General features: G+C 70.2%; 25 protein-coding genes, 1 tRNA gene and 1 riboswitch. Of the genes, 7 read left to right on the top strand and 19 right to left on the bottom strand.

The window, feature by feature from the left end; genetic code table 11:
* The first annotated feature begins 25 nt into the window (after nucleotides 1–25).
* Nucleotides 26–109, top strand: a tRNA-Leu gene (locus tag IE134_RS19775).
* Between the two features lie 42 nt (nucleotides 110–151).
* On the opposite strand, the gene rdgB is transcribed toward IE134_RS19775, so the two are convergent.
* The 4 genes from rdgB to IE134_RS19795 all read right to left on the bottom strand — a co-directional run bounded on the left by rdgB (nucleotide 152) and on the right by IE134_RS19795 (nucleotide 2,509).
* Complete coding sequence (gene rdgB / locus IE134_RS19780) at nucleotides 152–754, bottom strand: RdgB/HAM1 family non-canonical purine NTP pyrophosphatase (protein WP_032785277.1); 603 nt, start codon at nucleotides 752–754, stop codon at nucleotides 152–154.
* 79 nt (nucleotides 755–833) lie between these two features.
* The gene (locus IE134_RS19785) at nucleotides 834–1,223 is read right to left on the bottom strand and encodes a hypothetical protein (protein WP_030708725.1); all 390 of its coding nucleotides are present in this window, start codon (nucleotides 1,221–1,223) and stop codon (nucleotides 834–836) included.
* A 124-nt stretch (nucleotides 1,224–1,347) separates the two neighbouring features.
* Nucleotides 1,348–2,085 carry a ribonuclease PH gene (rph, locus tag IE134_RS19790; RefSeq protein WP_006124866.1) on the bottom strand — a complete coding sequence of 246 codons (738 nt, stop codon included), beginning with the start codon at nucleotides 2,083–2,085 and terminating at the stop codon, nucleotides 1,348–1,350.
* Nucleotides 2,086–2,275: 190 nt separating this feature from the next.
* Nucleotides 2,276–2,509, bottom strand: coding sequence for a PTS sugar transporter subunit IIB (locus IE134_RS19795; protein ID WP_010062050.1), 234 nt, complete (start codon nucleotides 2,507–2,509; stop codon nucleotides 2,276–2,278).
* Nucleotides 2,510–2,729: 220 nt separating this feature from the next.
* Between IE134_RS19795 and IE134_RS19800 the strand changes: the two genes are divergently transcribed.
* Nucleotides 2,730–3,989: a PTS transporter subunit EIIC gene (locus IE134_RS19800; RefSeq protein WP_030708727.1), complete on the top strand. Its 1,260-nt coding sequence runs from the start codon at nucleotides 2,730–2,732 to the stop codon at nucleotides 3,987–3,989.
* Nucleotides 3,990–4,250: 261 nt separating this feature from the next.
* The gene (locus tag IE134_RS19805) at nucleotides 4,251–5,516 is read left to right on the top strand and encodes a PTS transporter subunit EIIC (protein ID WP_030708728.1); all 1,266 of its coding nucleotides are present in this window, start codon (nucleotides 4,251–4,253) and stop codon (nucleotides 5,514–5,516) included.
* Between the two features lie 91 nt (nucleotides 5,517–5,607).
* Here IE134_RS19805 and IE134_RS19810 read toward each other — a convergent pair whose 3' ends face one another.
* Together IE134_RS19810 and IE134_RS19820 are read right to left on the bottom strand one after the other, a co-directional pair.
* Nucleotides 5,608–6,117, bottom strand: coding sequence for a GNAT family N-acetyltransferase (locus IE134_RS19810; protein WP_098894265.1), 510 nt, complete (start codon nucleotides 6,115–6,117; stop codon nucleotides 5,608–5,610).
* Between the two features lie 46 nt (nucleotides 6,118–6,163).
* The gene (locus tag IE134_RS19820; protein WP_030708730.1) at nucleotides 6,164–6,916 is read right to left on the bottom strand and encodes an MBL fold metallo-hydrolase; all 753 of its coding nucleotides are present in this window, start codon (nucleotides 6,914–6,916) and stop codon (nucleotides 6,164–6,166) included.
* Nucleotides 6,917–7,155: 239 nt separating this feature from the next.
* Between IE134_RS19820 and IE134_RS19825 the strand changes: the two genes are divergently transcribed.
* Entirely contained in the window at nucleotides 7,156–7,668 is a 513-nt protein-coding gene (locus IE134_RS19825; protein ID WP_189431237.1) for a type II toxin-antitoxin system PemK/MazF family toxin, read from the top strand.
* A 242-nt stretch (nucleotides 7,669–7,910) separates the two neighbouring features.
* Here the strand turns inward: IE134_RS19825 and IE134_RS19830 are convergent, their stop codons facing one another.
* The 10 genes from IE134_RS19830 to clpS all read right to left on the bottom strand — a co-directional run bounded on the left by IE134_RS19830 (nucleotide 7,911) and on the right by clpS (nucleotide 16,094).
* Nucleotides 7,911–8,861 carry a PLP-dependent cysteine synthase family protein gene (locus IE134_RS19830; RefSeq protein ID WP_030708732.1) on the bottom strand — a complete coding sequence of 317 codons (951 nt, stop codon included), beginning with the start codon at nucleotides 8,859–8,861 and terminating at the stop codon, nucleotides 7,911–7,913.
* Nucleotides 8,861–9,139 carry a MoaD/ThiS family protein gene (locus IE134_RS19835; protein WP_006124874.1) on the bottom strand — a complete coding sequence of 93 codons (279 nt, stop codon included), beginning with the start codon at nucleotides 9,137–9,139 and terminating at the stop codon, nucleotides 8,861–8,863. Before IE134_RS19835 ends, IE134_RS19830 begins: the two co-directional genes overlap by 1 nt.
* A 98-nt stretch (nucleotides 9,140–9,237) precedes the next feature.
* Complete coding sequence (locus tag IE134_RS34460; RefSeq protein WP_255382959.1) at nucleotides 9,238–9,366, bottom strand: putative leader peptide; 129 nt, start codon at nucleotides 9,364–9,366, stop codon at nucleotides 9,238–9,240.
* 69 nt (nucleotides 9,367–9,435) lie between these two features.
* Nucleotides 9,436–10,233 carry an ABC transporter ATP-binding protein gene (locus IE134_RS19840; RefSeq protein WP_030708734.1) on the bottom strand — a complete coding sequence of 266 codons (798 nt, stop codon included), beginning with the start codon at nucleotides 10,231–10,233 and terminating at the stop codon, nucleotides 9,436–9,438.
* 25 nt (nucleotides 10,234–10,258) lie between these two features.
* Nucleotides 10,259–11,299 carry a FecCD family ABC transporter permease gene (locus IE134_RS19845; RefSeq protein ID WP_030708735.1) on the bottom strand — a complete coding sequence of 347 codons (1,041 nt, stop codon included), beginning with the start codon at nucleotides 11,297–11,299 and terminating at the stop codon, nucleotides 10,259–10,261.
* On the bottom strand, nucleotides 11,296–12,306 hold the full coding sequence (locus IE134_RS19850) for an ABC transporter substrate-binding protein (protein ID WP_030708737.1): 1,011 nt from the start codon (nucleotides 12,304–12,306) through the stop codon (nucleotides 11,296–11,298). The genes IE134_RS19845 and IE134_RS19850 overlap by 4 nt, the downstream gene beginning before the upstream one ends.
* Nucleotides 12,307–12,359: 53 nt before the next feature.
* Nucleotides 12,360–12,513, bottom strand: a riboswitch (cobalamin riboswitch).
* Between the two features lie 29 nt (nucleotides 12,514–12,542).
* Nucleotides 12,543–12,965 (bottom strand): M67 family metallopeptidase, encoded by a 423-nt coding sequence (locus tag IE134_RS19855; protein WP_030708739.1) that lies wholly within the window; start codon nucleotides 12,963–12,965, stop codon nucleotides 12,543–12,545.
* A gap of 333 nt (nucleotides 12,966–13,298) precedes the next feature.
* On the bottom strand, nucleotides 13,299–14,753 hold the full coding sequence (locus tag IE134_RS19860) for an amino acid permease (RefSeq protein WP_030708741.1): 1,455 nt from the start codon (nucleotides 14,751–14,753) through the stop codon (nucleotides 13,299–13,301).
* Nucleotides 14,754–15,098: 345 nt separating this feature from the next.
* Complete coding sequence (locus tag IE134_RS19865; RefSeq protein ID WP_030708743.1) at nucleotides 15,099–15,725, bottom strand: DUF2017 domain-containing protein; 627 nt, start codon at nucleotides 15,723–15,725, stop codon at nucleotides 15,099–15,101.
* A 51-nt stretch (nucleotides 15,726–15,776) separates the two neighbouring features.
* On the bottom strand, nucleotides 15,777–16,094 hold the full coding sequence (clpS, locus tag IE134_RS19870; protein ID WP_010062069.1) for an ATP-dependent Clp protease adapter ClpS: 318 nt from the start codon (nucleotides 16,092–16,094) through the stop codon (nucleotides 15,777–15,779).
* 79 nt (nucleotides 16,095–16,173) lie between these two features.
* Between clpS and IE134_RS19875 the strand changes: the two genes are divergently transcribed.
* A complete protein-coding gene (locus IE134_RS19875; protein WP_097944912.1) occupies nucleotides 16,174–17,502 on the top strand; it encodes a nicotinate phosphoribosyltransferase in 1,329 nt (442 codons plus the stop codon).
* A gap of 186 nt (nucleotides 17,503–17,688) precedes the next feature.
* Nucleotides 17,689–18,279, top strand: coding sequence for an isochorismatase family protein (locus tag IE134_RS19880; protein WP_010062072.1), 591 nt, complete (start codon nucleotides 17,689–17,691; stop codon nucleotides 18,277–18,279).
* Nucleotides 18,280–18,310: 31 nt separating this feature from the next.
* On the opposite strand, the gene IE134_RS19885 is transcribed toward IE134_RS19880, so the two are convergent.
* Together IE134_RS19885 and IE134_RS19890 are read right to left on the bottom strand one after the other, a co-directional pair.
* The gene (locus tag IE134_RS19885) at nucleotides 18,311–18,736 is read right to left on the bottom strand and encodes a hypothetical protein (protein ID WP_030708748.1); all 426 of its coding nucleotides are present in this window, start codon (nucleotides 18,734–18,736) and stop codon (nucleotides 18,311–18,313) included.
* 124 nt (nucleotides 18,737–18,860) lie between these two features.
* Nucleotides 18,861–21,263: an immune inhibitor A domain-containing protein gene (locus IE134_RS19890; RefSeq protein WP_030708750.1), complete on the bottom strand. Its 2,403-nt coding sequence runs from the start codon at nucleotides 21,261–21,263 to the stop codon at nucleotides 18,861–18,863.
* A gap of 427 nt (nucleotides 21,264–21,690) precedes the next feature.
* On the opposite strand from IE134_RS19890, the gene IE134_RS19895 reads away from it, so the two are divergent.
* Complete coding sequence (locus IE134_RS19895; protein ID WP_098016827.1) at nucleotides 21,691–22,038, top strand: hypothetical protein; 348 nt, start codon at nucleotides 21,691–21,693, stop codon at nucleotides 22,036–22,038.
* A gap of 14 nt (nucleotides 22,039–22,052) precedes the next feature.
* Here the strand turns inward: IE134_RS19895 and IE134_RS19900 are convergent, their stop codons facing one another.
* Nucleotides 22,053–22,721, bottom strand: coding sequence for an RDD family protein (locus IE134_RS19900; RefSeq protein ID WP_030708753.1), 669 nt, complete (start codon nucleotides 22,719–22,721; stop codon nucleotides 22,053–22,055).
* Nucleotides 22,722–22,868: the final 147 nt, after the last annotated feature.

The raw sequence follows: 22,868 nt of genomic DNA on the forward strand, positions 1-22,868 counted from the left end.
TCGTCCCTTGTAGACTGCCGAGGACGCGCGAGTGCTGGAATTGGTTAGACAGGCTGGTTTTAGGTACCAGTGTCCTAGTGGCGTGAGGGTTCGAGTCCCTCCTCGCGCACCCTGACAGGCCCGGCCCTTCCCAGGGCCGGGCCGCACTGCGTCAGCCCACCAACTCCCGCACCACCGGCACCAACGCCCGGAACGCCTTCCCCCGGTGGCTGATCGCGTTCTTCTCCGCCGGGGTCAGCTCCGCGCAGGTGCGGGTCTCGCCCTCCGGCTGGAGGATCGGGTCGTAGCCGAAGCCGTTGGTGCCCGACGGGGTGGGGCGGAGGATGCCGTTCAGGCGGCCCTCGACCACGCGTTCCGTGCCGTCGGGGAGGGCCAGGGCTGCGGCGCAGGCGAAGTAGGCGCCGCGGTGCGGGGTGTCGATGTCGCCGAGCTGGGCCAGGAGCAGGTTGAGGTTGGCCTCGTCGTCGCCGTGGGTGCCGGACCAGCGGGCCGAGAAGATGCCGGGGGCGCCGCCGAGGACGTCCACGCAGAGGCCGGAGTCGTCGGCGACGGCCGGGTGGCCTGTGGCCCGGGCCAGGGCGTGGGCCTTGAGGAGCGCGTTCTCGGCGAAGGTGACGCCGGTCTCCTTGACGTCGGGGATGTCGGGGTACGCGTCCGCGCCGACGAGGTCGAGGTCGAGTCCCGCGTCGGCGAGGATGGCGTGGAGTTCGGTGATTTTCCCGGCGTTGCGGGTGGCGAGGATCAGGCGCTTCATGGGGCGATTATCGCCGGGCCGGTGCTGTGGATGCTTCGGCCGGCCCGGTCCCCTCTCCCTCTCCCGCGCGCCTGTGGTCTTACGGGCTGCAGACCTTGCCGATCTCCGTCGCCGCGTCCGTCACCGGAGTGATGTCGGGGGTGGCGTCGCCCGCCTCGATGGACTTGCGGACGTCTGTGACGCCTGTCTGGAGGTCGTCGACGGCCTTGGAGAGGTCGGCGTTGTCCGTGGTGTCGTCGAGCTTCTTCAGCTCGCGGTCGATCTCGTCCAGGGACTCGGAGGCCTGGGTGATGTCCTCGGAGGCGTTGGAGACGGCCTGCTGGAGCTTGCTGACGCTGGTGGCGATGGCGTCGGCGGTGCGGACGCAGTCGAGCGCCTTGTCGAGGCCGGCGCAGCCCACTGCCGTGGTCAGTGTCAGCAGGGTGGCGGCGGTGGCGAGTGCGATACGTCGGTGGCGGCGCGAAGCCATGGTGCGGGTCCCTCCCCGGGGGTCGGTACGTGGACGGACGCACGGTTCGACCCGTGCGCCCGTATCCGTAACGACGCTCTGTGGTGCGTATTTGGTTGCTTCTTTACCCGAGGCGGGCGAGTCGCTACGCGTTCCGCGTGGTTGCGAGTGCGTCACGCTGGAGCGCGGCGAGGTCGACGCAGCCCGCGGTGGCCAGGTCCAGGAGGGAGCCCAGCTCCTTGCGGTCGAAGGGGGCGCCCTCGGCGGTGCCCTGGACCTCGACGAAGCGGCCGTCGCCCGTGCAGACGACGTTCATGTCGGTCTCGGCGCGGACGTCCTCCTCGTAGCAGAGGTCGAGGAGCGGGGTGCCGTCGACGATGCCGACGCTGATGGCGGCGACGGTGTCGGTGAGCGGCTTGCGGCCGGCCTTGACGATCTTCTTGCCCTGGGCCCAGGTGACGGCGTCGGCGAGGGCGACGTACGCCCCGGTGATGGCGGCGGTGCGGGTGCCTCCGTCGGCCTGGAGGACGTCGCAGTCCAGGACGATGGTGTTCTCGCCGAGGGCCTTGTAGTCGATGACGGCGCGCAGGGAGCGGCCGATCAGGCGGCTGATCTCGTGCGTGCGGCCGCCGATCTTGCCGCGTACGGCTTCGCGGTCGCCGCGGGTGTTGGTGGAGCGGGGCAGCATGGAGTATTCGGCGGTGACCCAGCCTTCGCCGCTGCCCTTGCGCCAGCGCGGGACGCCTTCGGTGACGGAGGCGGTGCAGAAGACTTTGGTGTCGCCGAAGGAGATGAGGACGGAGCCTTCGGCGTGCTTGCTCCAGCCGCGTTCGATGGTGACGGGGCGGAGCTGTTCGGGGGTGCGGCCGTCGATGCGAGACATGGGGCCGACTGTATCCGTTGGCGGGGGTGGCTCCGTTCGGGTGCGGTGGACCCGATGAAGGATGCGGTGGGCGTGGCGGTCGCGGTCCGGGTGCGCGGCAGGCCCCGTCCCCTGCGGTGGGGGTACGGGGCCTGCGGGTGCGGGTGCCCGGCGGAGGCGGGGCCGCGTGGTCCGGCGTGGGGTCAGCCGGTCACATCATGTCTTCGATGTCGGCGGCGATGGGGTCCGCGTCGGTGCCGATGACGACCTGGATCGCGGTGCCCATCTTGACGACGCCGTGGGCGCCGGCGGCCTTGAGGGCGGCTTCGTCGACCTTGCTGGGGTCGTGGACCTCGGTGCGGAGGCGGGTGATGCAGCCTTCGATCTCGTCGATGTTGTCGATGCCGCCGAGCCCGGCGACGATCTTCTCAGCCTTGGTGGCCATGTCCTTCTCCCTGTTTCGCGCGCAGACGGCCGCCCGCTGCGGGTCCGTTTCGTCACGGTAACGCACGGTTGGCCCAACTTCGCGGGCGGGTAACCGGACAATCCCGAAAGATGACGATCACCGGTCCCCTGCCTTCTGGGGCTGGGCTCGGGCCGTGACGCAACTGGTCTACACCAGTTTGCAACGACCGCCAAACGCGAAGTGTTCCGGGAGGACGCCCATGAGTGCGAGCGACGCTGCGGCATCGCAGCAGAAATGGTGGAACGGACCGGTCCAGGGCCTCCAGAAGGTCGGGCGCAGCCTGCAGCTCCCGGTGGCCGTCCTCCCCGCCGCCGGTCTCCTCGTCAGCCTCGGCAACCTGTTCAGCTCCTACCTGGACGGCGCGTTCTGGGACAAGACCTCCAAGGTCCTGCTCAACGGCGGCGGCGCGATCCTCGACGGCGAGCTCGGCCTGCCCCTGCTGTTCTGCATCGGCGTCGCCATCGGCTTCGCGAAGAAGGCGGACGGGTCCACCGCGCTGGCGGCGGTCGTCGGCTTCCTCGTCTACCGGGGGGTGCTGACCGCCTTCCCCATCGACGGCACCGTGACCGACGAGCTGCCCGACGGGGAGCCGCAGAACCCGGGCGTGCTCGGCGGCATCCTGATCGGCCTGCTGACCGCCGTCGTCTGGCAGCGCTACCACCGGACCAAGCTGGTCGACTGGCTGGGCTTCTTCAACGGGCGCCGCCTGGTGCCGATCCTGATGGCGTTCCTCTGCGTGATCCTCGGCGTCCTGTTCGGACTGCTGTGGCAGCCGGTGGGCGACGGGCTGACCTGGTTCTCCAAGCAGCTGATCGACCTCGGCTCCTGGGGTGCGGCGATCTTCGGCTTCGCGAACCGGCTGCTGATCCCGATCGGCATGCACCAGTTCCTGAACACGTTCTTCTGGTTCCAGGCGGGCGAGTACACCGGAACGGACGGCCAGACCGTGCAGGGCGACATCTCCCGGTTCTTCGCCGGGGACCCGTCGGCCGGCCAGTTCACCTCGGGCTTCTTCCCGATCATGATGTTCGGCCTGCCCGCCGCCGCCCTGGCTATCACCCACTGCGCGCGGCCCGAGCGCCGCAAGGAGGTCGGGGGCCTGATGGTCTCGGTGGCGCTGACGTCGTTCGTCACGGGCGTGACCGAGCCGATCGAGTTCTCGTTCATGTTCGTCGCGCCGCTGCTGTACGGCGTGCACGCGGTGCTGACGGGCGCCTCGATGGGCATCACCTGGCTGCTGGGGGTGCATGCGGGGTTCAGCTTCTCGGCCGGGTTGATCGACTACGTCGTCAACTGGCATCTGGATACGAAACCCTGGCTGATCATCCCGATCGGCGCGTGCTTCGCCGTGATCTACTACGTGATCTTCCGCTTCGCGATCACCAAGTTCGACCTCAAGACACCGGGGCGTGAACCCGAGGAGATCGAGAAGGAGATCGAGAAGGATCTGACGAAGTAGCAGCACACCGGGGCTTCGGCCCCGGCCCCGCAAGGCCCTCGGACCGCCCGGTCCGGGGGCCTTCGACATGTCACCGAACGTGCCGAGTCTGCTACTGCGAATGAGATGGGAATTGAAGGTTCCTTATCTATCCCTCACCGTGCTAAAACTGGTCTACACCACTGAGTGGTCCAGACCACGGCGCTCTGCCGCAGGGTCTGTCGAGTCGCCGCCTCCCCGCATCAACGACCTGGGCGGCACCGTGTCCCATGGAGGAAGTTGATGACCACGGCTGAGACCGCACCCGCGGCCGAGAAGAAGAAGGGCGCCGGCGCGATGGCCGTCATGCAGCGCATCGGCCGCAGCCTCATGCTGCCGGTCGCCGTGCTGCCGGCCGCCGCACTCCTGGTCCGCCTCGGCAACGGGGACATGCTGGGACGCGACTCGTTCCCGACCGTCGTCACCAAGCTGGCCGGTTACATGGCCGCGGGCGGTGGCGCGATCCTCGACAACATGGCGCTGCTGTTCGCCGTCGGCATCGCGATCGGCTTCGCGAAGAAGTCGGACGGCTCCACCGCGCTGGCCGCCGTCACCGGCTACCTGGTCTTCCAGAAGGTGCTCGCCACCTTCACCGACAGCAACCTGCCGCAGGTCGCCAGCGTCGTCGACGGCAAGATCGTCATGAGCGACGCCCCGGTCAACGCCGGTGTCCTCGGCGGTGTCGTGATGGGCATCATCGTCGCCCTGCTCTACCAGAAGTTTTACCGGACCAAGCTGCCCGACTGGGCGGGCTTCTTCAGCGGCCGCCGCCTCGTCCCGATCCTCTCCGCCTTCGCGGGACTCGTCGTCGGTATCGTCTTCGGTCTGATCTGGCCCGTCCTCGGTGCCGGTCTGCACAACTTCGGTGAGTGGCTGGTCGGCTCCGGCGCGGTCGGCGCGGGCATCTTCGGTGTCGCCAACCGTGCGCTGATCCCGGTCGGCATGCACCACCTGCTGAACTCCTTCCCGTGGTTCCAGGCGGGCGAGTACAACGGCGCCCACGGCGACATCGCCCGCTTCCTCGCCGGTGACCCGGACGCCGGACAGTTCATGACCGGCTTCTTCCCGATCATGATGTTCGCCCTCCCGGCGGCCTGCCTCGCGATCGTCCACTGCGCCCGCCCCGAGCGCCGCAAGGTCGTCGGCGGCATGATGTTCTCCCTCGCCCTGACCTCGTTCGTCACCGGTGTGACCGAGCCGATCGAGTTCACGTTCATGTTCATCGCCCCGGTGCTGTACGCGATCCACGCAGTGCTGACCGGTGTGTCGATGGCTCTGACCTGGGCGCTCGGCATGAAGGACGGCTTCGGCTTCTCGGCCGGTCTGGTCGACTTCCTGCTGAACCTCGGCATCGCGTCGAAGCCCTGGATGCTGGTCCTGGTCGGCCTCTGCTTCGCGGTGATCTACTACGTGGTCTTCCGCTTCGCGATCATCAAGTTCAACCTCCCGACCCCGGGCCGGGAGTCGGACGAGGAGCTCGCCGAGCTCCAGAAGGCCGAGGCGAAGTAGCCTCCGGCACAAACGTCGTACGCCGAAGCCCCCGCCACCCGAGATGTTCTTCGGGGGGCGGGGGCTTCGGTCTGTCTGCCGCTTGGTCGCCTCACACCTGGCGTACGGGAGCGGGCACGTCCAGCCGGTAGATCTGGCGGGAGCCGCCCTCCGGGCCCGGGTCGGTGGGCTCGCCGGGCGCGAAGCCGAGCTTCTCGTAGAAGGCCCGGGCCCCGCTCTCCACCGCCCCCGGGTGGTCGGGCCCGAACGTGACCACCTCGACGGTGCCGGGCCCGCTGACGTACCGGAACATCGCCTCCGCCATCAGCCGTCGGCCCACGCCCGCGCCCCGGCAGTGCGCGGCGGTGACCAGCCAGTGCACGTGGTACGTGGGCGGGTCGGCGCCGAACAGCAGGCCGCCGACCGGGCCGGAGACCCCGGCGGAGGGGGCGGCGGGCTCCGTGGCCTCGGCGATCAGTGCCGCCCCGGTACGGATGTGGGCTTCCACCGCCCGGTGGAAGCCCGGCTCCTCGACCATCGGGCCGAACCAGTGCTCGACCTGGGCGGCCAGGGTCAGGAAGCCGTCGAGGTCGCCGTCCCGGGCGGGTCTGATCGTGATCATCCGGGCAGTCTCGCAGAGCCGCCCGGCCCCGGGAAGCGGCCGCCGATCAGAGCTCGTACACCGCTCCCGGGACCGCCAGCTCCACCGGGCCCGAGTAGGCCGCGCGGGCGTCGGCGGCGTTGCGGTCGGCGTCGGTCCACGGCGGGATGTGGGTGAGGACCAGTCGGCGCGCTCCGGCGCGGGCGGCCGCCTCGCCGGCCTCACGGCCGTTGAGGTGCAGGTCGGGGATGTCCTCCTTGCCGTCGACGAACGACGCCTCGCAGAGGAAGAGGTCCACGTCCCGGGCCAGGTCCTCCAGCGCCTCGCAGGTCCCCGTGTCGCCGGAGTAGGCGAGGGAGGAGCCGCCGTGCTCGATGCGGATGCCGAAGGTGTCGACGGGGTGGCAGAGCTTCTCCGTACGGACCGAGAACGGGCCGATCTCGAAGGAACCCGACTTGAGGGTGTGGAAGTCGAAGACCTCGCCCATCGCGCGGTCGGAGGGGGTGTCGCCGTGGGCGGCGGTCAGCCGCTGCTCGGTGCCCTCGGGGCCGTAGACCGGGAGAGGGCGAGGGCGGTCGCCGCCGTGCGGGTAGTAGCGCACGACGAAGTACGCGCACATGTCGATGCAGTGGTCGGCGTGCAGATGGCTGAGGAAGATCGCGTCGAGGTCGTAGAGACCGACGTGGCGCTGCAGCTCGCCGAGGGCGCCGTTGCCCATGTCGAGGAGCAGCCGGAAGCCGTCGGCCTCTACGAGGTAGCTCGAGCATGCCGAACCCTTGGACGGGAACGAGCCGGAGCAGCCGACGACGGTGAGCTTCATGGAGCGTGAACCTCCGGGGCGCGGGAACGGGGAGGGTTCGTGCGAGTCGGCCGGAGCCGGGGGGCGGTTCCTGCGGGATCGGTTTTGCGGTTCGTCGAGCGTAAGGCGCGAAACTCCACGTCGCTCCTCCGCTGCCCTCCGTTGTGGGGGAACTCACCTGCTCTGTCACCGGTTCGATGGAAGCGCGCCCACGGTCCGGGCCTCGGGGGCGCTCTTCGCCCCGCCGGTACGGTCGGGGGATGAACACGTTCTGGTGGGTGGCGCTGGTCGCCGTGGTTCTGCTCGCGCTCGTCGCCGCGGTGGTGGACGGGCGGGGGCGGTCGGACCGGGGGCCGCGGTCCCGGCGACCGGGTCGGCCTGCGGGGTCGGCCCGGCCGCCGTCCCGGCCTTCGCGGCCGTCTTCGTCGTCGCGGCCTTCGACGTCGGATGCGCGGGTGCCGCGGGCGGGCGAGGTGTGGTGGGCCGATGTGCCGTACGAGGACGGGCCCGGGTCGAAGGACCGGCCGTGTCTGGTGATCTCGGTACGGGGGCGGGGGCGTACGGCGCTGGTCGCGAAGATCACCAGCAAGCATCACGAGGAGCGGCCCGGGGTGATCGCGTTGCCGGCCGGGGCGGTCGGGGACCGGCGGGGGCGGCAGAGCTTTCTGGAGACGGATGAGCTGCGGGAGGTGCGGGTCGACGCGTTCCGGCGGAGGGTGGGGGCGGTGGATCCGGGGGTGTGGGAGCGCGTGCGGAAGCTGGGGGCGAGGTGAGGGGCGGGGCCCTGGTTTCGGGGCTCCGCCCCGGACCCCGCTCCTCAATCGCCGGAGGGGCTGAAATGGTGCCCCGGACCCGCTGGAGGGCAAGCGCTGACGGGCGAAAAGACGTCCTCAAGCGCCGGACGGGCTGGGATTGCCCGGACGGGCCGACATTGCCCCCGGTCCGGGGTGGAGAGTGCGCCCGGACCGGGCTTGAAAGACGTCCTCAAACGCGCTGGACGGGCTGAAACTACGGCCTACGCCCAGAGCTGGCCCTGCAGCGTTTCGATCGCCGCTTCCGTCGTTTCCGCCGTGTAGACGCCCGTCGACAGGTACTTCCAGCCTCCGTCCGCCACCACGAAGACGATGTCCGCGCTCTCCCCCGCCTTGACCGCCTTCTTTCCCACGCCGATCGCCGCGTGGAGCGCGGCGCCCGTGGAGACGCCCGCGAAGATGCCCTCCTGCTGGAGGAGTTCGCGGGTGCGGGTGACCGCGTCGGCGGAGCCGACCGAGAAGCGGGTGGTGAGGACCGAGGCGTCGTACAGCTCGGGGACGAAGCCCTCGTCGAGGTTGCGGAGGCCGTAGACAAGGTCGTCGTAGCGCGGTTCGGCGGCGACGACCTGGATGCCGGGGCGGTTCTCGCGGAGGTAGCGGCCGACGCCCATCAAGGTGCCCGTGGTGCCGAGGCCCGCCACGAAGTGGGTGATGGACGGGAGGTCGGTGAGGATCTCCGGGCCGGTGGTCGCGTAGTGGGCGCCCGCGTTGTCCGGGTTGCCGTACTGGTAGAGCATCACCCAGTCCGGGTGCTCCGCCGACAGTTCCTTCGCGACGCGGACCGCGGTGTTGGAGCCGCCCGCGGCCGGGGAGGAGATGATCTCCGCCCCCCACATGGCGAGCAGATCGCGCCGTTCCTGGGAGGTGTTCTCCGGCATGACGCACACGATGCGGTAGCCCTTGAGCTTGGCCGCCATGGCGAGCGAGATGCCGGTGTTGCCGCTGGTGGGCTCCAGGATGGTGCAGCCGGGGGTGAGCCGGCCGTCCTTCTCGGCCTGTTCGACCATGTGGAGCGCCGGGCGGTCCTTGATCGAGCCCGTGGGGTTGCGGTCCTCCAGCTTGGCCCAGATACGGACGTCCTCGGACGGGGACAGCCGCGGGAGGCGGACGAGGGGCGTGTTCCCCACGGCCGCCAGCGGGGAGTCGTACCGCATCAGCGCATGCCGCCGGCGACGGCCGGAAGGATCGTGACGTTGTCGCCGTCGCTGAGCTTGGTGGAGATGCCGTCGAGGAAGCGGACGTCCTCGTCGTTGAGGTAGACGTTCACGAAGCGGCGCAGCTGCTCACCGTCGACGATGCGCTCACGGATGCCGGTGTGGCGGCTCTCCAGGTCGGCGAAGAGGTCGGCGAGGGTGTCCCCGTTGCCTTCGACGGCCTTCGCGCCGTCGGTGTAGGTGCGGAGGATGGTCGGGATGCGGACCTCGATGGCCATGGCGTGGGCTCCTGTCGAAAGCGGAGAGGTGGCGTGGGGCGCGCGTTTCTGCCCCCGCGCGGGGGGTGGTGCGTGTGGGTGGGCGCGCGGACCGCGGCTCAGGCCGGGCGGCTCACGGGCAGGCTGCGGCTGGGACAGATCGCGCTCGCCAGCCTGCACAGGTCGACGTGCAGCCGCGCGACGAGCAGCGTGCCCGGCGTCTTGTTGCTCACGTCATGGGGAACCATGCGGGCATCGTATCGATTCCCTGTGCGGAAACCCGAGTGTGATCCCACATGATGGATGGTGAGCGTTCGCTATGTGGACAGAGTTCGGCTGCCCTGCCCCTCCGGGAGGTAGACGACCGTGGGTGCGCCGGTCTTCGGGTGGGCGCTGACCTCGGCGGCGACGCCGTACACCTCGCTCAGCAGTTCGGCCGTGAGGACCTCTTCCGGGGTGCCGGAGGCGACGACCCGGCCGTCCTTGAGGACGTAGAGGCGGTCGCAGTAGTAGGCGGCGAGGTTGAGGTCGTGCAGGGCGAGGAGGTTGGTGGTGCCCAGGTCGCGGACCAGGGAGAGGATCTCCAGCTGGTAGCGGATGTCCAGGTGGTTGGTCGGCTCGTCCAGGACGACGAGCGAGGGCTGCTGGACCAGGGCGCGGGCGACCAGGGCCCGCTGGCGTTCGCCGCCGGAGAGGGAGGCGAACGTACGGGGTTCGAGCGCGGCGATCCCGACCCGGTCGAGGGCCCCGGTGACCAGGGCGGTGTCGGCCGCCGTGTCCGCCTCCCAGAACCGCTTGTGCGGGGCGCGGCCCATCGCGACGACCTGGCCGACGGTGAGCTCGAATCCGGCGTGGCCGTCCTGCGGGACGGTGGCGATGCGCTGAGCGCGGGCCTTCACGGGGAGGGTGGCGAGGTCGTCGCCGTCGAGGAGGACCCGGCCGTGGGTGGGGCGCAGGGTGCCGTAGACGCAGCGCAGGAGCGTGGTCTTGCCGCTGCCGTTGGGGCCGACGAGTCCGACGGTCTCGCCGTCGGCGGCGGTGAGGTCGACGGCGTCGACGAGATGGCGGCCCTCGCCGGTCCCGTACGAGAGTGCCTCGGTGCGCAGGGTCGTCACGTGCGGGCTCCTTCGAGCGGTGTGGTCACGCGGGTGCTCCTTCCGGCCTGCGTCGCAGCATCCAGAGGAAGAACGGTCCGCCGGTCAGCGCGGTGAGCACCCCGACCGGGATGTCCTGCGGGGCCGCGAGCGTCCGGGCGGCCAGGTCCGCGAGGACCAGGAACACCGCGCCGCCGAGCGCGACGACCGGGAGGAGGGCGCGGTGTGCGGCGCCGACCGCCATCCGGGCCATGTGCGGGACCATCAGGCCGACGAAGCCGATCGCCCCGCTGTACGCGACGAGCACCCCGGTCATCAGGGAGACGAGGACGAAGACGGCGGCCCGGAAGCGGGCGGTGTCGAGGCCGAGGACGGTCGCACCCTCCTCCCCCACCAGGAGCAGGTCGAGCGGGCGGGCCAGGGTGAGGAGGACGGCGGTGCCCGCGACCAGGGTGACCGCGGGGAGCGCGAGCATGTCCCAGCGGGCCGAGCCGAGGCCGCCGAGGGTCCAGTAGAGGACTTCCTGGAGGTGGTCGGCACGGGCGGAGGTGACGAGGATCAGGCTGGTCAGGGCGGAGAGGACGTAGGAGACGGCGACCCCGGCGAGGACGAGCCGGTTGGTGGTGAGGCCGCCCCCGCCGCGCGCCAGGGTGTAGACGAGCAGCAGCGAGAGCAGGGCGCCGGCGAAGGCGGCGGCGGGGATCGTGACGGTGGTGGCGAGGGACGCGCCGATACCGAGGACGATGACCAGGACCGCGCCGGTGGAGGCCCCTGAGGAGACGCCGAGGAGGAACGGGTCGGCGAGCTGGTTGCGGACGAGGGCCTGGAGGACGGTGCCGATGACGGCGAGTCCGGCGCCGACGACGATGCCGAGCAGGACCCGGGGCAGCCGCACGTCCAGGACGATCGTGCGGAACGGGCTCGCCTCCGCCCGCCCGGTCAGGATGTCGAGCACCTGGCCGGGCGGGATACGGACGGAGCCGAGCGCGAGGGCGGCGAGGACGGCGACGGCCAGGAGCGCGGCGAGGACGCCGAGCACCAGGACGTAACCGAGCGGCCGCCGAGGAGCTGAGGCGCGGCAGGTCACGGGGTGGTGGCCGCCTTGACCGCCTCCGGGTGGAGCTGGGCCGCGAGCTTGTCGACGGCGGCGGGGACGCGGACGCCGAGGACCGCGTCGGACAGCGGCATGACGGCGAAGCGCTTGTTCTTGATGGCGGGGACGTCGGCGAGGGCCGGGTCGTCGAGGAGGCGCTTCTTCTTCTGTTCGACGGTGGTGGCGCCGTAGTCGTAGATCACGATGACGTCGGGCTTGCGGTCGACGACGTTCTCCCAGGAGGCGTCGCCGAAGGGCTTGTCGAGGTCGGCGAAGACGTTGGTGCCGCCGGCCCGCTCGATCAGCTCGTTGCCGATGCCCTCGCCGCCCGCGGTGAAGGCGGTCTTGTCGCCGCTGTCGTAGACGAAGACGGAGACCGGCTTGAGGTCGGCCAGCTTCTTGGCGGTGGCGGCGTTGTCGGCCTTGGCCTGCTCGATCCAGGCCTCGGCGCGGTCGCTGATGCCGAAGGTGCGGCCGACCTCGCGGATCTCCTCGTAGAGGGTGTCCATGGGCTGGTCGCCCTTGGTGCAGCTCTCGGTGTTGAGGCGGGTCTCGATGCCGGACTTCTTGAACGCCTCGCGGCCGCGGCCGTCGCCCGCGGTGAACGCGCTGGCGTAGCCGCCGTAGACGAAGTCGGGGTTGGCGGCGAGGACCTGCTCGTAGGAGGGGTACTCCTTGGCGAGGACGGGGACGGAGGCGTAGTCCTCGGCGTACTTCGGCAGGACCTTGTCGTCGAGGTAGGCAGTGCCGACGAGGGACTTCTTCAGGCCCAGTTCCAGCATGATCTCGGTGACGTGCTGGTTCATGGTGACCACGCGCTTCGGCGGGGCCTTGTACGTGGTGGTGACACCGCAGTTCTTGACGGTGTACGGGAAGCCTTCGCTCGTCGCCGACGCCTTGTCCCCGGTGGCGGCGTCGCCGTCGGAGGAGGCGGAGCAGGCGGTGAGGGCGAGCGGGAGCAGCACGGCGGCGGCTATGAGCGCAGGGGTGCGCCGGAACATGGCGGGGCCTCTCCGGGGGATTTCCGCGTCCCCTGGTCGATGCGAGAAGGCGGCGGGCCAGTTCCTGGCTTCCGGGCCGCCCTCCGGCACGGAGTCGGAGTCCGTACGGGAGGGGGCCCGGTCACAGTGGCGGGACCGTGCCGGATTCGCACCGGCTTCCTGGTTCCTGCCGCCTTGATGGGTTCGGGGTGCAGTGTGCCAGACCCGTCCGGCGGCTCCGCGCGGTACCCGGGGGCTCAGTACGCCTCGACGACCTGCACGTCTTCCTCGGTGATCTCGCCGTCCACGATGCGGTACGAGCGGAACTGGAAGGGGCCCGAGTCGTCGGTGTCGGCGGTGGAGACCAGGACGTAGTGGGCGCCGGGCTCGTTGGCGTACGTGACGTCGGTGCGGGAGGGGTAGGCCTCGGTCGCCGTGTGCGAGTGGTAGACGATCACGGGTTCCTCGTCGCGGTCGTCCATCTCGCGGTAGAGCTTGAGGAGGTCGGCGGAGTCGAACTCGTAGAACGTGGGCGAGCGGGCGGCGTTGAGCATCGGGATGAAGCGCTCGGGGCGGTCCGTCCCGGCCGGGCCCGCGACCACTCCGCACGCCTCGTCGGGGTGGTCGGCGCGGGAGTGGGCGACGATCTGGTCGTAGAGCGTCTGGGTGATGGTCAGCATGGCGCCAGGATAAGACCGACCGGGAATCGGGGGGTGGGAGAAGGAGCGGGGCTGGGTGCGTGCAGCTGCAAGGCGGAGGATTGAGTCAACGCGGAGCGTTGGTGATTGACGACAACGCCGCAGATGCGCGTGCCCAGCCCCGCGACGCCGCCCCCCGATTCCCGGTCGGTCTGCGGCAGGCGGGCCCCCCGCGTACCGGTGGGTGGTACGCGGGGGCCCGCATGGTGGACACGTCGGCCGTTGGGGCGGCCGGGACGGTCCGGGAGGAGGGTGGTCGTGGGGCCCGCCCTCGGGGTCGCCGGGGATCCGGGGGCCGGTGGTGCGGCTCCCGGGTCAGCGGGTCTCGGTGGAGGTCTTCTCCGGGGCCGACGGGTTGCGCGACTGGAGCACCCGGTAGGAGACGAACAGGATGAGCGCCCACAGCGGTGCGCAGTAGAGCGAGATCCGGGCGTCCTTGTCGATCGCCATCATCACGATGACCATGCCGATGAAGCAGAGCGCGAACCAGCTGGTGTACGGGGCGCCCGGGGCCTTGAACGAGGACTGCGGCAGGAGACCGGCGTCGGCCTTGCGGCGGTAGCGGATCTGGCTGATCAGGATCATGATCCAGGCCCACATGCCGGAGATGGTCGCGAAGGAGACGACGTAGTTGAACGCCTCGCCCGGCCACTGGTAGTTGATCCACACGCCGACGAGCATCAGGGCGGCGGAGAACGTGGTGCCCACCAGCGGCAGGCCGTTCTTCGTCAGCTTGGTGAAGGCGCGGGGACCCTGGCCGTTGAGGGCGAGGTCGCGGAGCATGCGGCCGGTGGAGTACATGCCGGAGTTGCAGGAGGAGAGCGCCGCGGTGAGGACGACGAAGTTGACGATGGCGGCGCCGACGCCGAGCCCCATCTCCTCGAAGGCCTTCACGAACGGGGAGACGCCGGGCTTGAAGGTGGACCACGGCACGACCGAGAGGATCATGATCAGTGCGCCGACGTAGAAGACGGCGATGCGCCACGGCACGGTGTTGATGGCCTTGGGCAGCACGGTCTTGGGGTCCTTGGACTCCCCGGCGGTGACGCCGACGAGCTCCACGGCGAGGAAGGCGAACATGACGATCTGGAGCGTCATGAGGGTGCCGGTGATGCCGTTGGGGAAGAATCCGCCGTCGTTCCAGAGGTTGGAGACGGTCGCGGTGTCCCCGGCGTCGGAGAAGCCGATGGTGAGCACGCCCGCGCAGATCAGGATCATGCCGATGATGGCGGTGACCTTGACCATGGAGAACCAGAACTCCAGCTCACCGAAGAGCTTCACGGAGATCAGGTTGGCGGCGTAGAGAATGACGGTGAACACCAGGGCGGACAGCCACTGCGGAATGTTCCACCAGTACGTCATATAGGTGGCTGCGGCGGTGACTTCGGTGATTCCGGTGACGACCCAGAACAGCCAGTAGGTCCAGCCGGTGACGAATCCGAAGAACGGGCTGATGAATTCGCGGGCGTACTCCGAGAAGGAGCCCGAGACGGGGCGGTACATGAGCAGCTCGCCCAGGGCCCGCATGATGAAGAAGATGACCAGACCTGCGATGACGTAGGCCAGGATGAGGCTCGGCCCGGCCCGGTCGATGGCTTTGCCCGCGCCGAGGAAGAGCCCGGTGCCGATGGCTCCGCCGATGGCGATCATCTGAATCTGGCGAGCTCCCAGACCGCGCTGGTATCCCTCACCGCCGGCTCCGGCGTCCCCGGCATTGCCGCCGGGCTGACCCTTGTCGACCTGTCCCTCGTCGACGTGCGCCGATGTCATGGTGGTGCGCCTTTCTCCACGCCGATCCGCGCCGTACAAGGCTGCGGATCAGGTCCTGATCCCCCCGGATATGGATGGAGTGCGACCGGCGTTCGGCCGGTGTGTAGCGCCCCCGGGAAACAGGGGTGGCGTCCCCGGGCGGTCGTGAAGATTTATCACGGCTGTCACAGGACACCGTGGGACATTCTGTGGTGCACACCACAGGCAGAAGGGGACATAAAGCCCCACCCGGAACGAATGACCCGAATGACTTGGCGGGATCGTTACTCGGATCTGAGCGTCCGTTGAGCGAACGACGGGCCCCCGCCACGGCTTGGCGAGGGCCCGTCGTTCTCCGGAGGCTGCCTACGGCATGAGCGTCTCGACCAGGGATTCCTGGAGGGCGCCGAGCCAGAGGTAGGCCATCACCATGGGCTTGCGCGGATCGCTGTCGGGGAGCCGGTAGAGCGAGCCCTCCTCGCCCTGGTCCTCGTCGGAGACCTCCAGCCGGGTGCCGATGGTCAGGCGCAGGTCGTTGAGCGAGCGGAGCCAGCTGAGGCACTCCTCGCCGGTGAGGGTGAGGACGGCTCCGCCGTCCGGGGCGGGCGAGAGCGCGTCCAGGGTGCGGACGACGGCGAGGGCGTCGTCGCGCTTGCCGGTGCGCAGGTCCATCTCCGTGAACCGGCGGAACTCGGCGGACCGCTCGCGCAGCTCCTGCTCCTCCTCCGGCTTTCCGGCCCCGGCGGACCCCTCGGACCCCCCTGGCCCTCCGTAGGCGTCGGGGAAGAGCCGGGCGAGCGCCGGGTCGGTCGGCGGCTTGCTGGGGCCCTCGGCGAAGAGGGCGGCGAGCGGGTCCTCGCCGTCGGCGGGCTGGTCGCCGGGGCCGATCAGCTCCAGCAGCTGGACGGCGAGGGAGCGCAGGATGGAGATCTCGACCTCGTCGAGCGCGACGGCCGCGCCGCCGCCTGGGGTGGCCTCGAAATGGCCGGCCATGGATTCTCCGATGGTGGATCGAACGGGGCGGGTGGCGGGGCGGGTGAAGCCCTAGTTGCGGTCCTGGGTGAGGGTGGCCCACAGCCCGTAACCGTGCATGGCCTGGACGTCGCGTTCCATCTCCTCGCGGCTGCCGCTGGAGACGACGGCGCGGCCCTTCTGGTGCACGTCCAGCATGAGCTTGTGGGCCTTGTCCTTCGGATAGCCGAAGTAGGCCTGGAAGACATAGGTCACATAGCTCATCAGGTTGACCGGGTCGTTGTGGACGAGCGTCACCCACGGGACGTCCGGCTCGGGGACCGCGAAGGTCTCCTCGGCCGAATCGGGACGTTCGATCTCTAGCGGGGTAGCAACGCTCACTTGTCCCATGCTGCCACCCGGGCGGGCCCGGCGCACAAACGGACCCCACATCTCGTCACTTTGACGAATAGGGGGTAGCATCCCAGCCATGAACACAGCGGACCTCGGTCGGCGGGTCGGCGTTCCGTCGACCGCGCTCTTCACCGACCAGTACGAACTGACCATGGTGCAGGCCGCCCTCAAGGCCGGCACCGCCGACCGGCACTCGGTCTTCGAGGCGTTCACCCGCCGGCTCCCCGAGGGGCGGCGGTACGGCGTCGTCGCGGGCACCGGCCGGGTGCTGGACGCGGTGGAGAACTTCCACTTCGACGACGAGATGATCGGCTTCCTGCGCCAGCAGGGCATCGTGGACGAGCCGACCCTCGAATGGCTGGCGGGCTACCGCTTCAGCGGCGACATCTGGGGCTACCCGGAGGGCGAGGTCTACTTCCCCGGCTCCCCGATCCTGCGGGTCGAGGGGTCCTTCGCCGAGTGCGTGCTGCTGGAGACGGTGATCCTCTCCATCCTCAACCACGACTCCGCCATCGCCGCCGCCGCCTCGCGGATGTCGGCCGCCGCCGGGGGCCGCCGGCTGATCGAGATGGGCGCCCGCCGCACCCACGAGCTCTCCGCGGTCGCCTCCGCCCGTGCCGCGTACGTCGGCGGCTTCGACGCCACCTCCGACCTGGCGGCGGGCTTCCGCTGGGCGATCCCGACGGTCGGCACCAGCGCGCACGCCTTCACCCTGCTGCACGACAGCGAGCGCGACGCGTTCCGGGCCCAGGTGGACTCGCTCGGCCGGGGCACGACGCTGCTGGTCGACACGTACGACGTGACCGAGGCGGTCCGGGCGGCCGTGGAGATCGCCGGGCCCGAGCTCGGCGCCGTACGGATCGACTCCGGGGACCTGCTGCTGGTCGCGCACCGGGTGCGGCAGCAGCTGGACGAGCTGGGGGCGACGGGCACGAAGATCGTGGTGACCTCTGACCTGGACGAGTACGCCATCGCCTCGCTGGCCGCCGCGCCGGTGGACGCGTACGGGGTCGGCACCCAGCTCGTCACCGGGAGCGGGCACCCCACCTGCTCGATGGTCTACAAGCTGGTGGCCCGCGCCGGCTCGGCGGAGCCGGACGCCCCGCTGGTGCCGGTGGCCAAGAAGTCGCTCGGCGCGAAGTCGTCGGTCGGCGGCCGCAAGTGGGCCGCGCGCCGGACCGACGAGCACGGCGTCGCCGAGGCCGAGGTGATCGGCACCGGCCCGGTCCCCGCCGAGCTGGCCGACAGGCAGCTGCTGGTGGAGCTGGTACGGGACGGCGAGGTGGTCGCCCGCGAGCCGCTGGACGCGGTCCGGGAGCGGCACGTGGCCGCGCGCGCCGGGCTGCCGATGTCGGCGATCCAGCTGTCGCGGGGCGAGCCGGTGATCCCGACCGAGTACGCCTGAGCCGGTCCGGGTGCGCCCGGGGCCGCCCCGGGCGCACCCGGACCGGGTCGGTCCAAACCGGGGGTTTCGCGGACGGGGCTTGATTGTGACGTTCCAGTGCCTAGGCTCGAACCCCCGGCCCCCGGGGCCGCCGCTCGATCCCCGCCCCGCTCACTCCGCTCCCGCCCCCACCGAAGGACACCCGCCATGCACCGCGCATTGATCGTCGTGGACGTTCAGAACGACTTCTGCGAGGGCGGCAGCCTCGCGGTGGCGGGCGGTGCCGACGTCGCCGCCGCCATCACCGACCTGATCGGTGACGCCCAGCCCGCCTACCGCCATGTGGTCGCCACCCGCGACCACCACATCGACCCGGGCGGCCACTTCTCGCCGAACCCGGACTACGTCGACTCCTGGCCGGTGCACTGCGTCGCCGGTACGGAGGGCGTCGGCTTCCACCCGAACTTCGCGCCCGCCGTCGCCTCCGGTGCCATCGACACGGTGTTCGACAAGGGGGCGTATTCGGCCGCGTACAGCGGGTTCGAGGGCTCCGACGAGAACGGGACCGGCCTCGCCCAGTGGCTGCGCGACCGCGAGGTCACCGAGGTCGACGTGGTCGGCATCGCCACCGACCACTGCGTCCGGGCCACCGCGCTGGACGCGGCCCGTGAGGGCTTCGTCACCCATGTGCTGCTCGACCTGACCGCGGGCGTCTCCGGCGCCACCACGGAACGGGCCCTGGCGGAGCTGCGTACGGCGGGCGTGAAGCTCTCCGGCACGCCCGTCGTCGCGTCGTAGCCCAGCGTCTCAGCCCGGGCCCGCCCGGGCCCTACGCGGCCGGGCGGGCCGGTCCGGCGTACCCGCCGGGACCCAGCAGCGCCCGGATCGGGTGCCACAGCTCCTGGCACGACGAGCCCGGCGCCGACGCCTGACGCCCCAGGCCGCCGGGCAGGGCGACCGGGTCCGCCTGCGGGGCGGCCCGCCACAGCAGGCCGTCCGGATGGTGCAGCACCGCCGTGATCTCGTCCGGTGTCGGCGGCTGGTCGTTGCCGCGCAGATAGACCGCCCGCAGCCCCTGATTGCGCAGCCTGGTCAGGGCGCGCGCCCGGTTCACCGCGTGCACCAGCACCCGTACAGGGGCCCCTGGCCCCGCTCCCGTACCGCTGCCGGGACCTGTGCCGTCGGCCGGTCTGGTGAGGGTCAGGGCGACCACCACCGTGCCGTTCGGCAACCTGCAGAAACCTCCGCCTGCCATGCTCCACGCTCCCCCGTGAGACGTCGTGTCAATAAGGATGTGAACAAGACGCACCTAAACACGATCGGCCGCCGCCCGCTAGAGGGCGACGGCCGATCATGCTTTGACCTGGGGTTTTACTTGATCAGCGGCCCGAGGGGCTGACCAGGACGGTCATCGTCTGTCCATCGCGGGGCTCGTGGACGATGGAGATGCGGGTGTTCGTGTCAGAAACCTTGACACTGCCCGTCGGGTTCTCCTTGTACCAGTAGGTGCCCTTCCGGTCGTCGAAGACCGGGTTGCCCAGGCTGGGCTTGATGTACAGCGGCACGTCCGCGTTGTGGAGCGTGAAGCCCTTGTTCGGGTACCAGCTGAACGGGGCGTCGAACGGCTGGATCTTGTTGCGCAGGAGCGAGCCGTCCTTCCACTTGAGCGGCTTGGCGTGCGCGTCGATCGGCAGGATCAGACCCTGGCCCGGGTGGACGGAGGTGTTGTTGTCCTTCTGGGAGGTGTCCCAGAGCCAGACCAGCAGACCGTTCTGGTACGCGTAGTGCTCGACCCAGTCCGGACGGGTGCCGGAGAAGCCGAAGTTGTACGGGCCGACCTTCAACGTCTCGTCGTAGGAGACGTACTGGCGGTTCTCCGCGATGTAGTACTGCGGGTAGTCCTGGGTGAAGGACTCACCGATCCGCGAGAAGCCCTTGGCGGTCCAGCCGTTGTCGTCGCCCTCGGCGTTGTCCGAGAAGAGCGCCGCACCGTCGGCGGTGATGGTGATGGCGTCGGCCGCGAAGCCCTTGCCGCCCGCGCCGCCGTCCGTCTGGTAGCGGAAGCGGAGGTCGACCTTCTTGCCCGCGTAGGCGTCCAGCGGGAAGGAGAGCTTCTTGTACGCGCCCGAGACGTCGGTCAGGGCCGGCTTGTCACTGGCGTCGCGCGGGATGGCCTTGCCGTCGGCGGTGCCGTCGAGCGCGGTCCAGCTGGTGCCGCCGTTGTCGGACACCTCGGTGTAGAGGTAGTCGTAGTCGGCCTCGATGTCGTACCAGCCCGAAAGGTCCAGCGTGGCCTTGGACTTGCCGGTCAGGTCGACCGAGCGGGTCAGGGTGTTCGACAGGTCGTCGCCCATGTCGCTCCACCACTGCTTCGCGCCCTCGGCGGGCTTGACGACGGTGGTGGTGACGGCCTTCTTCGGCAGCTCGACGACGAGCGCCTGCGGGTTCTTGGTGTTGTACTCCGAGACGCCCAGCTTGTGCAGCGAGGTCTTGCCGGCCTTGGCCTTGTCGTAGTCGAGCCAGCCGAGCTGGAGCTTGTCCCACGAGGTCATGTCGCCGGGCAGGTTGCCGATCTCGCCCTTGCCGGTGCCGAGCCAGGAGCCCGCCGACATGAGGGACCAGAAGCCGACCGAGTTCTCGCCGCCGCCCGAGGTGTCGTACAGGTCCGGCAGACCGAGGTCGTGGGCGTACTCGTGGGCGAAGACGCCCAGGCCGCCGTTCTCGGGCTGGACGGTGTAGTCGCCGACCCAGATGCCCGTGTCGCCGATCTGGGCGCCACCGGCCTTGTTGTCCGCGGGGCCGGTCGCACCGGCGTTGGTGCCGTACGCGTACCAGCGGTGCGCCCAGATGGCGTTGGTGCCCTCGGCGCCGCCGCCGGCCGACTCGTCCTCACCGGCGTGGACCAGCTGGAAGTGGTCGATGTAGCCGTCGGGCTCGTTGAAGTTGCCGTCGCCGTCGAAGTCGTAGCGGTCCCACTCGTCGTACTCGGCGAGGTTCGCCTTGATCTCGGCGTCGGTGCGGCCCTTGGCCTTCTGGTCGGCGACCCAGGCGTTCACACCGTCGCGGACCGCGTCCCACACGTTGGCGCAGTTGGACTGGCCGCAGTAGTTGGAGCCGTAACGGGCCTCGTTGTAGGGGACCTTGACCCAGTCGGAGACCTCGCCCTCGACCGAGTAACGGCCCGAGGAGGTCTTCTCGTAGTAGGTCTTGAGCGAGTGGACGCCCTTGCCCTCGCCGAAGTAGAGCTCCTGGAAGTGCTTCTGGTTGTAGTCGGACTTCCAGGCGGTGCTGTTGTCCTTCTTCGGGTCCGGCTTGGCGATCTTGTTGTGCGCCGGTCCGGGGGTGCCGCCGAACTTCTTGACGGGCGGCTTGGGGCCGTCGCCGTCCGGGTCGAACATCGTGGTGTCGTCGACCTGGTCGCCGAACTCCAGCAGGATGGTGAAGATCTTGTCGGTCTTCTCCCGGCCGAGCTCCACGTACTTCTTGTCGCCGAGCTTGACGACCTTGGAGCCGCTCCGGTTCGCGACCTTCTTGTCCCCGGCCAGCACCTGCTCCAGCGCGGCCTCGCGCTGCTCGGCCTGCTGCTCGCTGAAGGGGCCCTCCAGGTTGTGCTCCACATGCCCCTTGGCCGGCGCCGGGTCACGGCGGTCGACGGTGGAGACACCGGAACCTGATGAGCTGTCATGCGCCTGGGCGGTGGCGAAGGTCGACGCCGTCGCGGCGGTCGCGGCCATGGCCACGACAACGGCGGCGGCGCGAAGCGCCCGTCTCTGATTGGTCACTTGAAGCAGTCCTCCCCGGGCGTCCGCGCTGCGGCCAGGGGGGTATGGAGAGGGCCGCGCGCGTAAACGCGTCACAAGTGACGACATTCGATCGGAGTTATGAGAGAAAAGACAGACCTTGACTTGAACAGACCAAGTGCACTATGCGGAGCGCTCTTCCGGTATACGGACGGTATGAGAAGGGCATGGGAACGGCAAAGGAACGCCGACCGGCCCGGATCCGTCCGGTCGAACGCTCCAACAGGCGCGCTCGGCTGTCCGGTTGGTGAGAGCCGTGACTCCGTGCGCCCCCTGTGCACCGGTACCGTGCGTTAGGTCACGCTTACTACCGGTCCCTCTCGGGCATCCACCGTCGTAGGGTCGTTCGGCGTGCACGACCGCACCGAACGCCGCCCGCCCATCCGACGTCCCGAGGACGGAATCCGTCATGCCGCGTCCGACTGCCGCACAGTTCGCCTACGGTTCGGCCACCGTCGTCGCCACGACGCTCGCCCTGCTGCTGCTGTTCCGCACGGAGTCCGGCGTGGGGGTGGCCGTCGTCGGCGCGACCGCGCTGGCCCTCGGCCTCCTGGTCGCCCTGCGCCTGCCGCACCCCGGCCACCGGACGACGGAAGGGGCCGGGCGGACCGCGACCGACCGGGCCTCCGCCGCCGCCCGGACGCACCACGCCCTGGAAGGCATCGGGGCCCGGGAGCGGGTCCCGGCGGCCCGTTCGTCCGCGCGTCCGTCGGACCGTTCGTCCGCGCGGACCGACGAGCACTCGCTGCGCCGCTAGCCGGCTCGGGCTCGCTAACGGGCCACGACGACGACCGTCTTGGCGGCCTTGTCCTGGAGCCCCTGCCGGTAGGGCTTGTCGGTGAACATCAGCACGATGTTGATCAGCCACCACAGGCACGGGCAGCACAGCAGCGCCGGGGCCCACAGCACGACCGCCCGCATCAGCGCGGCCCCGGTGTCGGGCACCCGCCCGTCGTTGAGCATCGCGACGCGCAGCTTCAGCAGCCGCTTGCCCAGCGTGCGGCCGTCCTTGTGGGTGAAGTAGGTGTCGTAGGCGACGTAGACCACCAGGCCGATGATCGACCAGAGCAGCTGGTGCCCGCTGTACCCGCTGGCGACCGCGTCGCCGAACCCGTCGTCGCCGTCCCCGTTGACGTCGACCGCGCCGCCCCAGGGCAGCGAGATCAGATACAGCGGGATCGAGATGATGAGGAAGTCGATGAGCCGCGCCAGGATCCGCTTCCCCGGCTCGGCGAGCGGCGGCATCCCGGCGAGCGGGTCGGGCGCCCCGAACCCGCGGCCGCTGCCGTACGGATCGTTCGGCGGGGGCGGAGGCGGCGGGGGCGGCGGAGCACTGCCGTACGGCTGACCGTCGGACGGCGGCGGGGGCTCCTGCGGCTTCTTGAGGAACGGATCGTCGTCCTCGGGCGGCTGGCCGGGCGTCGGCTGGTCGTTGCTCATGGGGGCAGTGCATCCCGCACCACAGGGGCCCGCAACGGCTCAGGTGCGTTCGGGGGACGCGGGGCGGCATACGAGTCTAGACCGGCATGTCGCCACCCGCCCGGCCAGCTTTTCCGATAAGCGGGCAGGTGGCTCCGGGTCAGCCGC

Source organism: Streptomyces rubiginosohelvolus (assembly GCF_014649875.1).
In the GTDB taxonomy this organism is placed as follows: domain Bacteria; phylum Actinomycetota; class Actinomycetes; order Streptomycetales; family Streptomycetaceae; genus Streptomyces; species Streptomyces rubiginosohelvolus.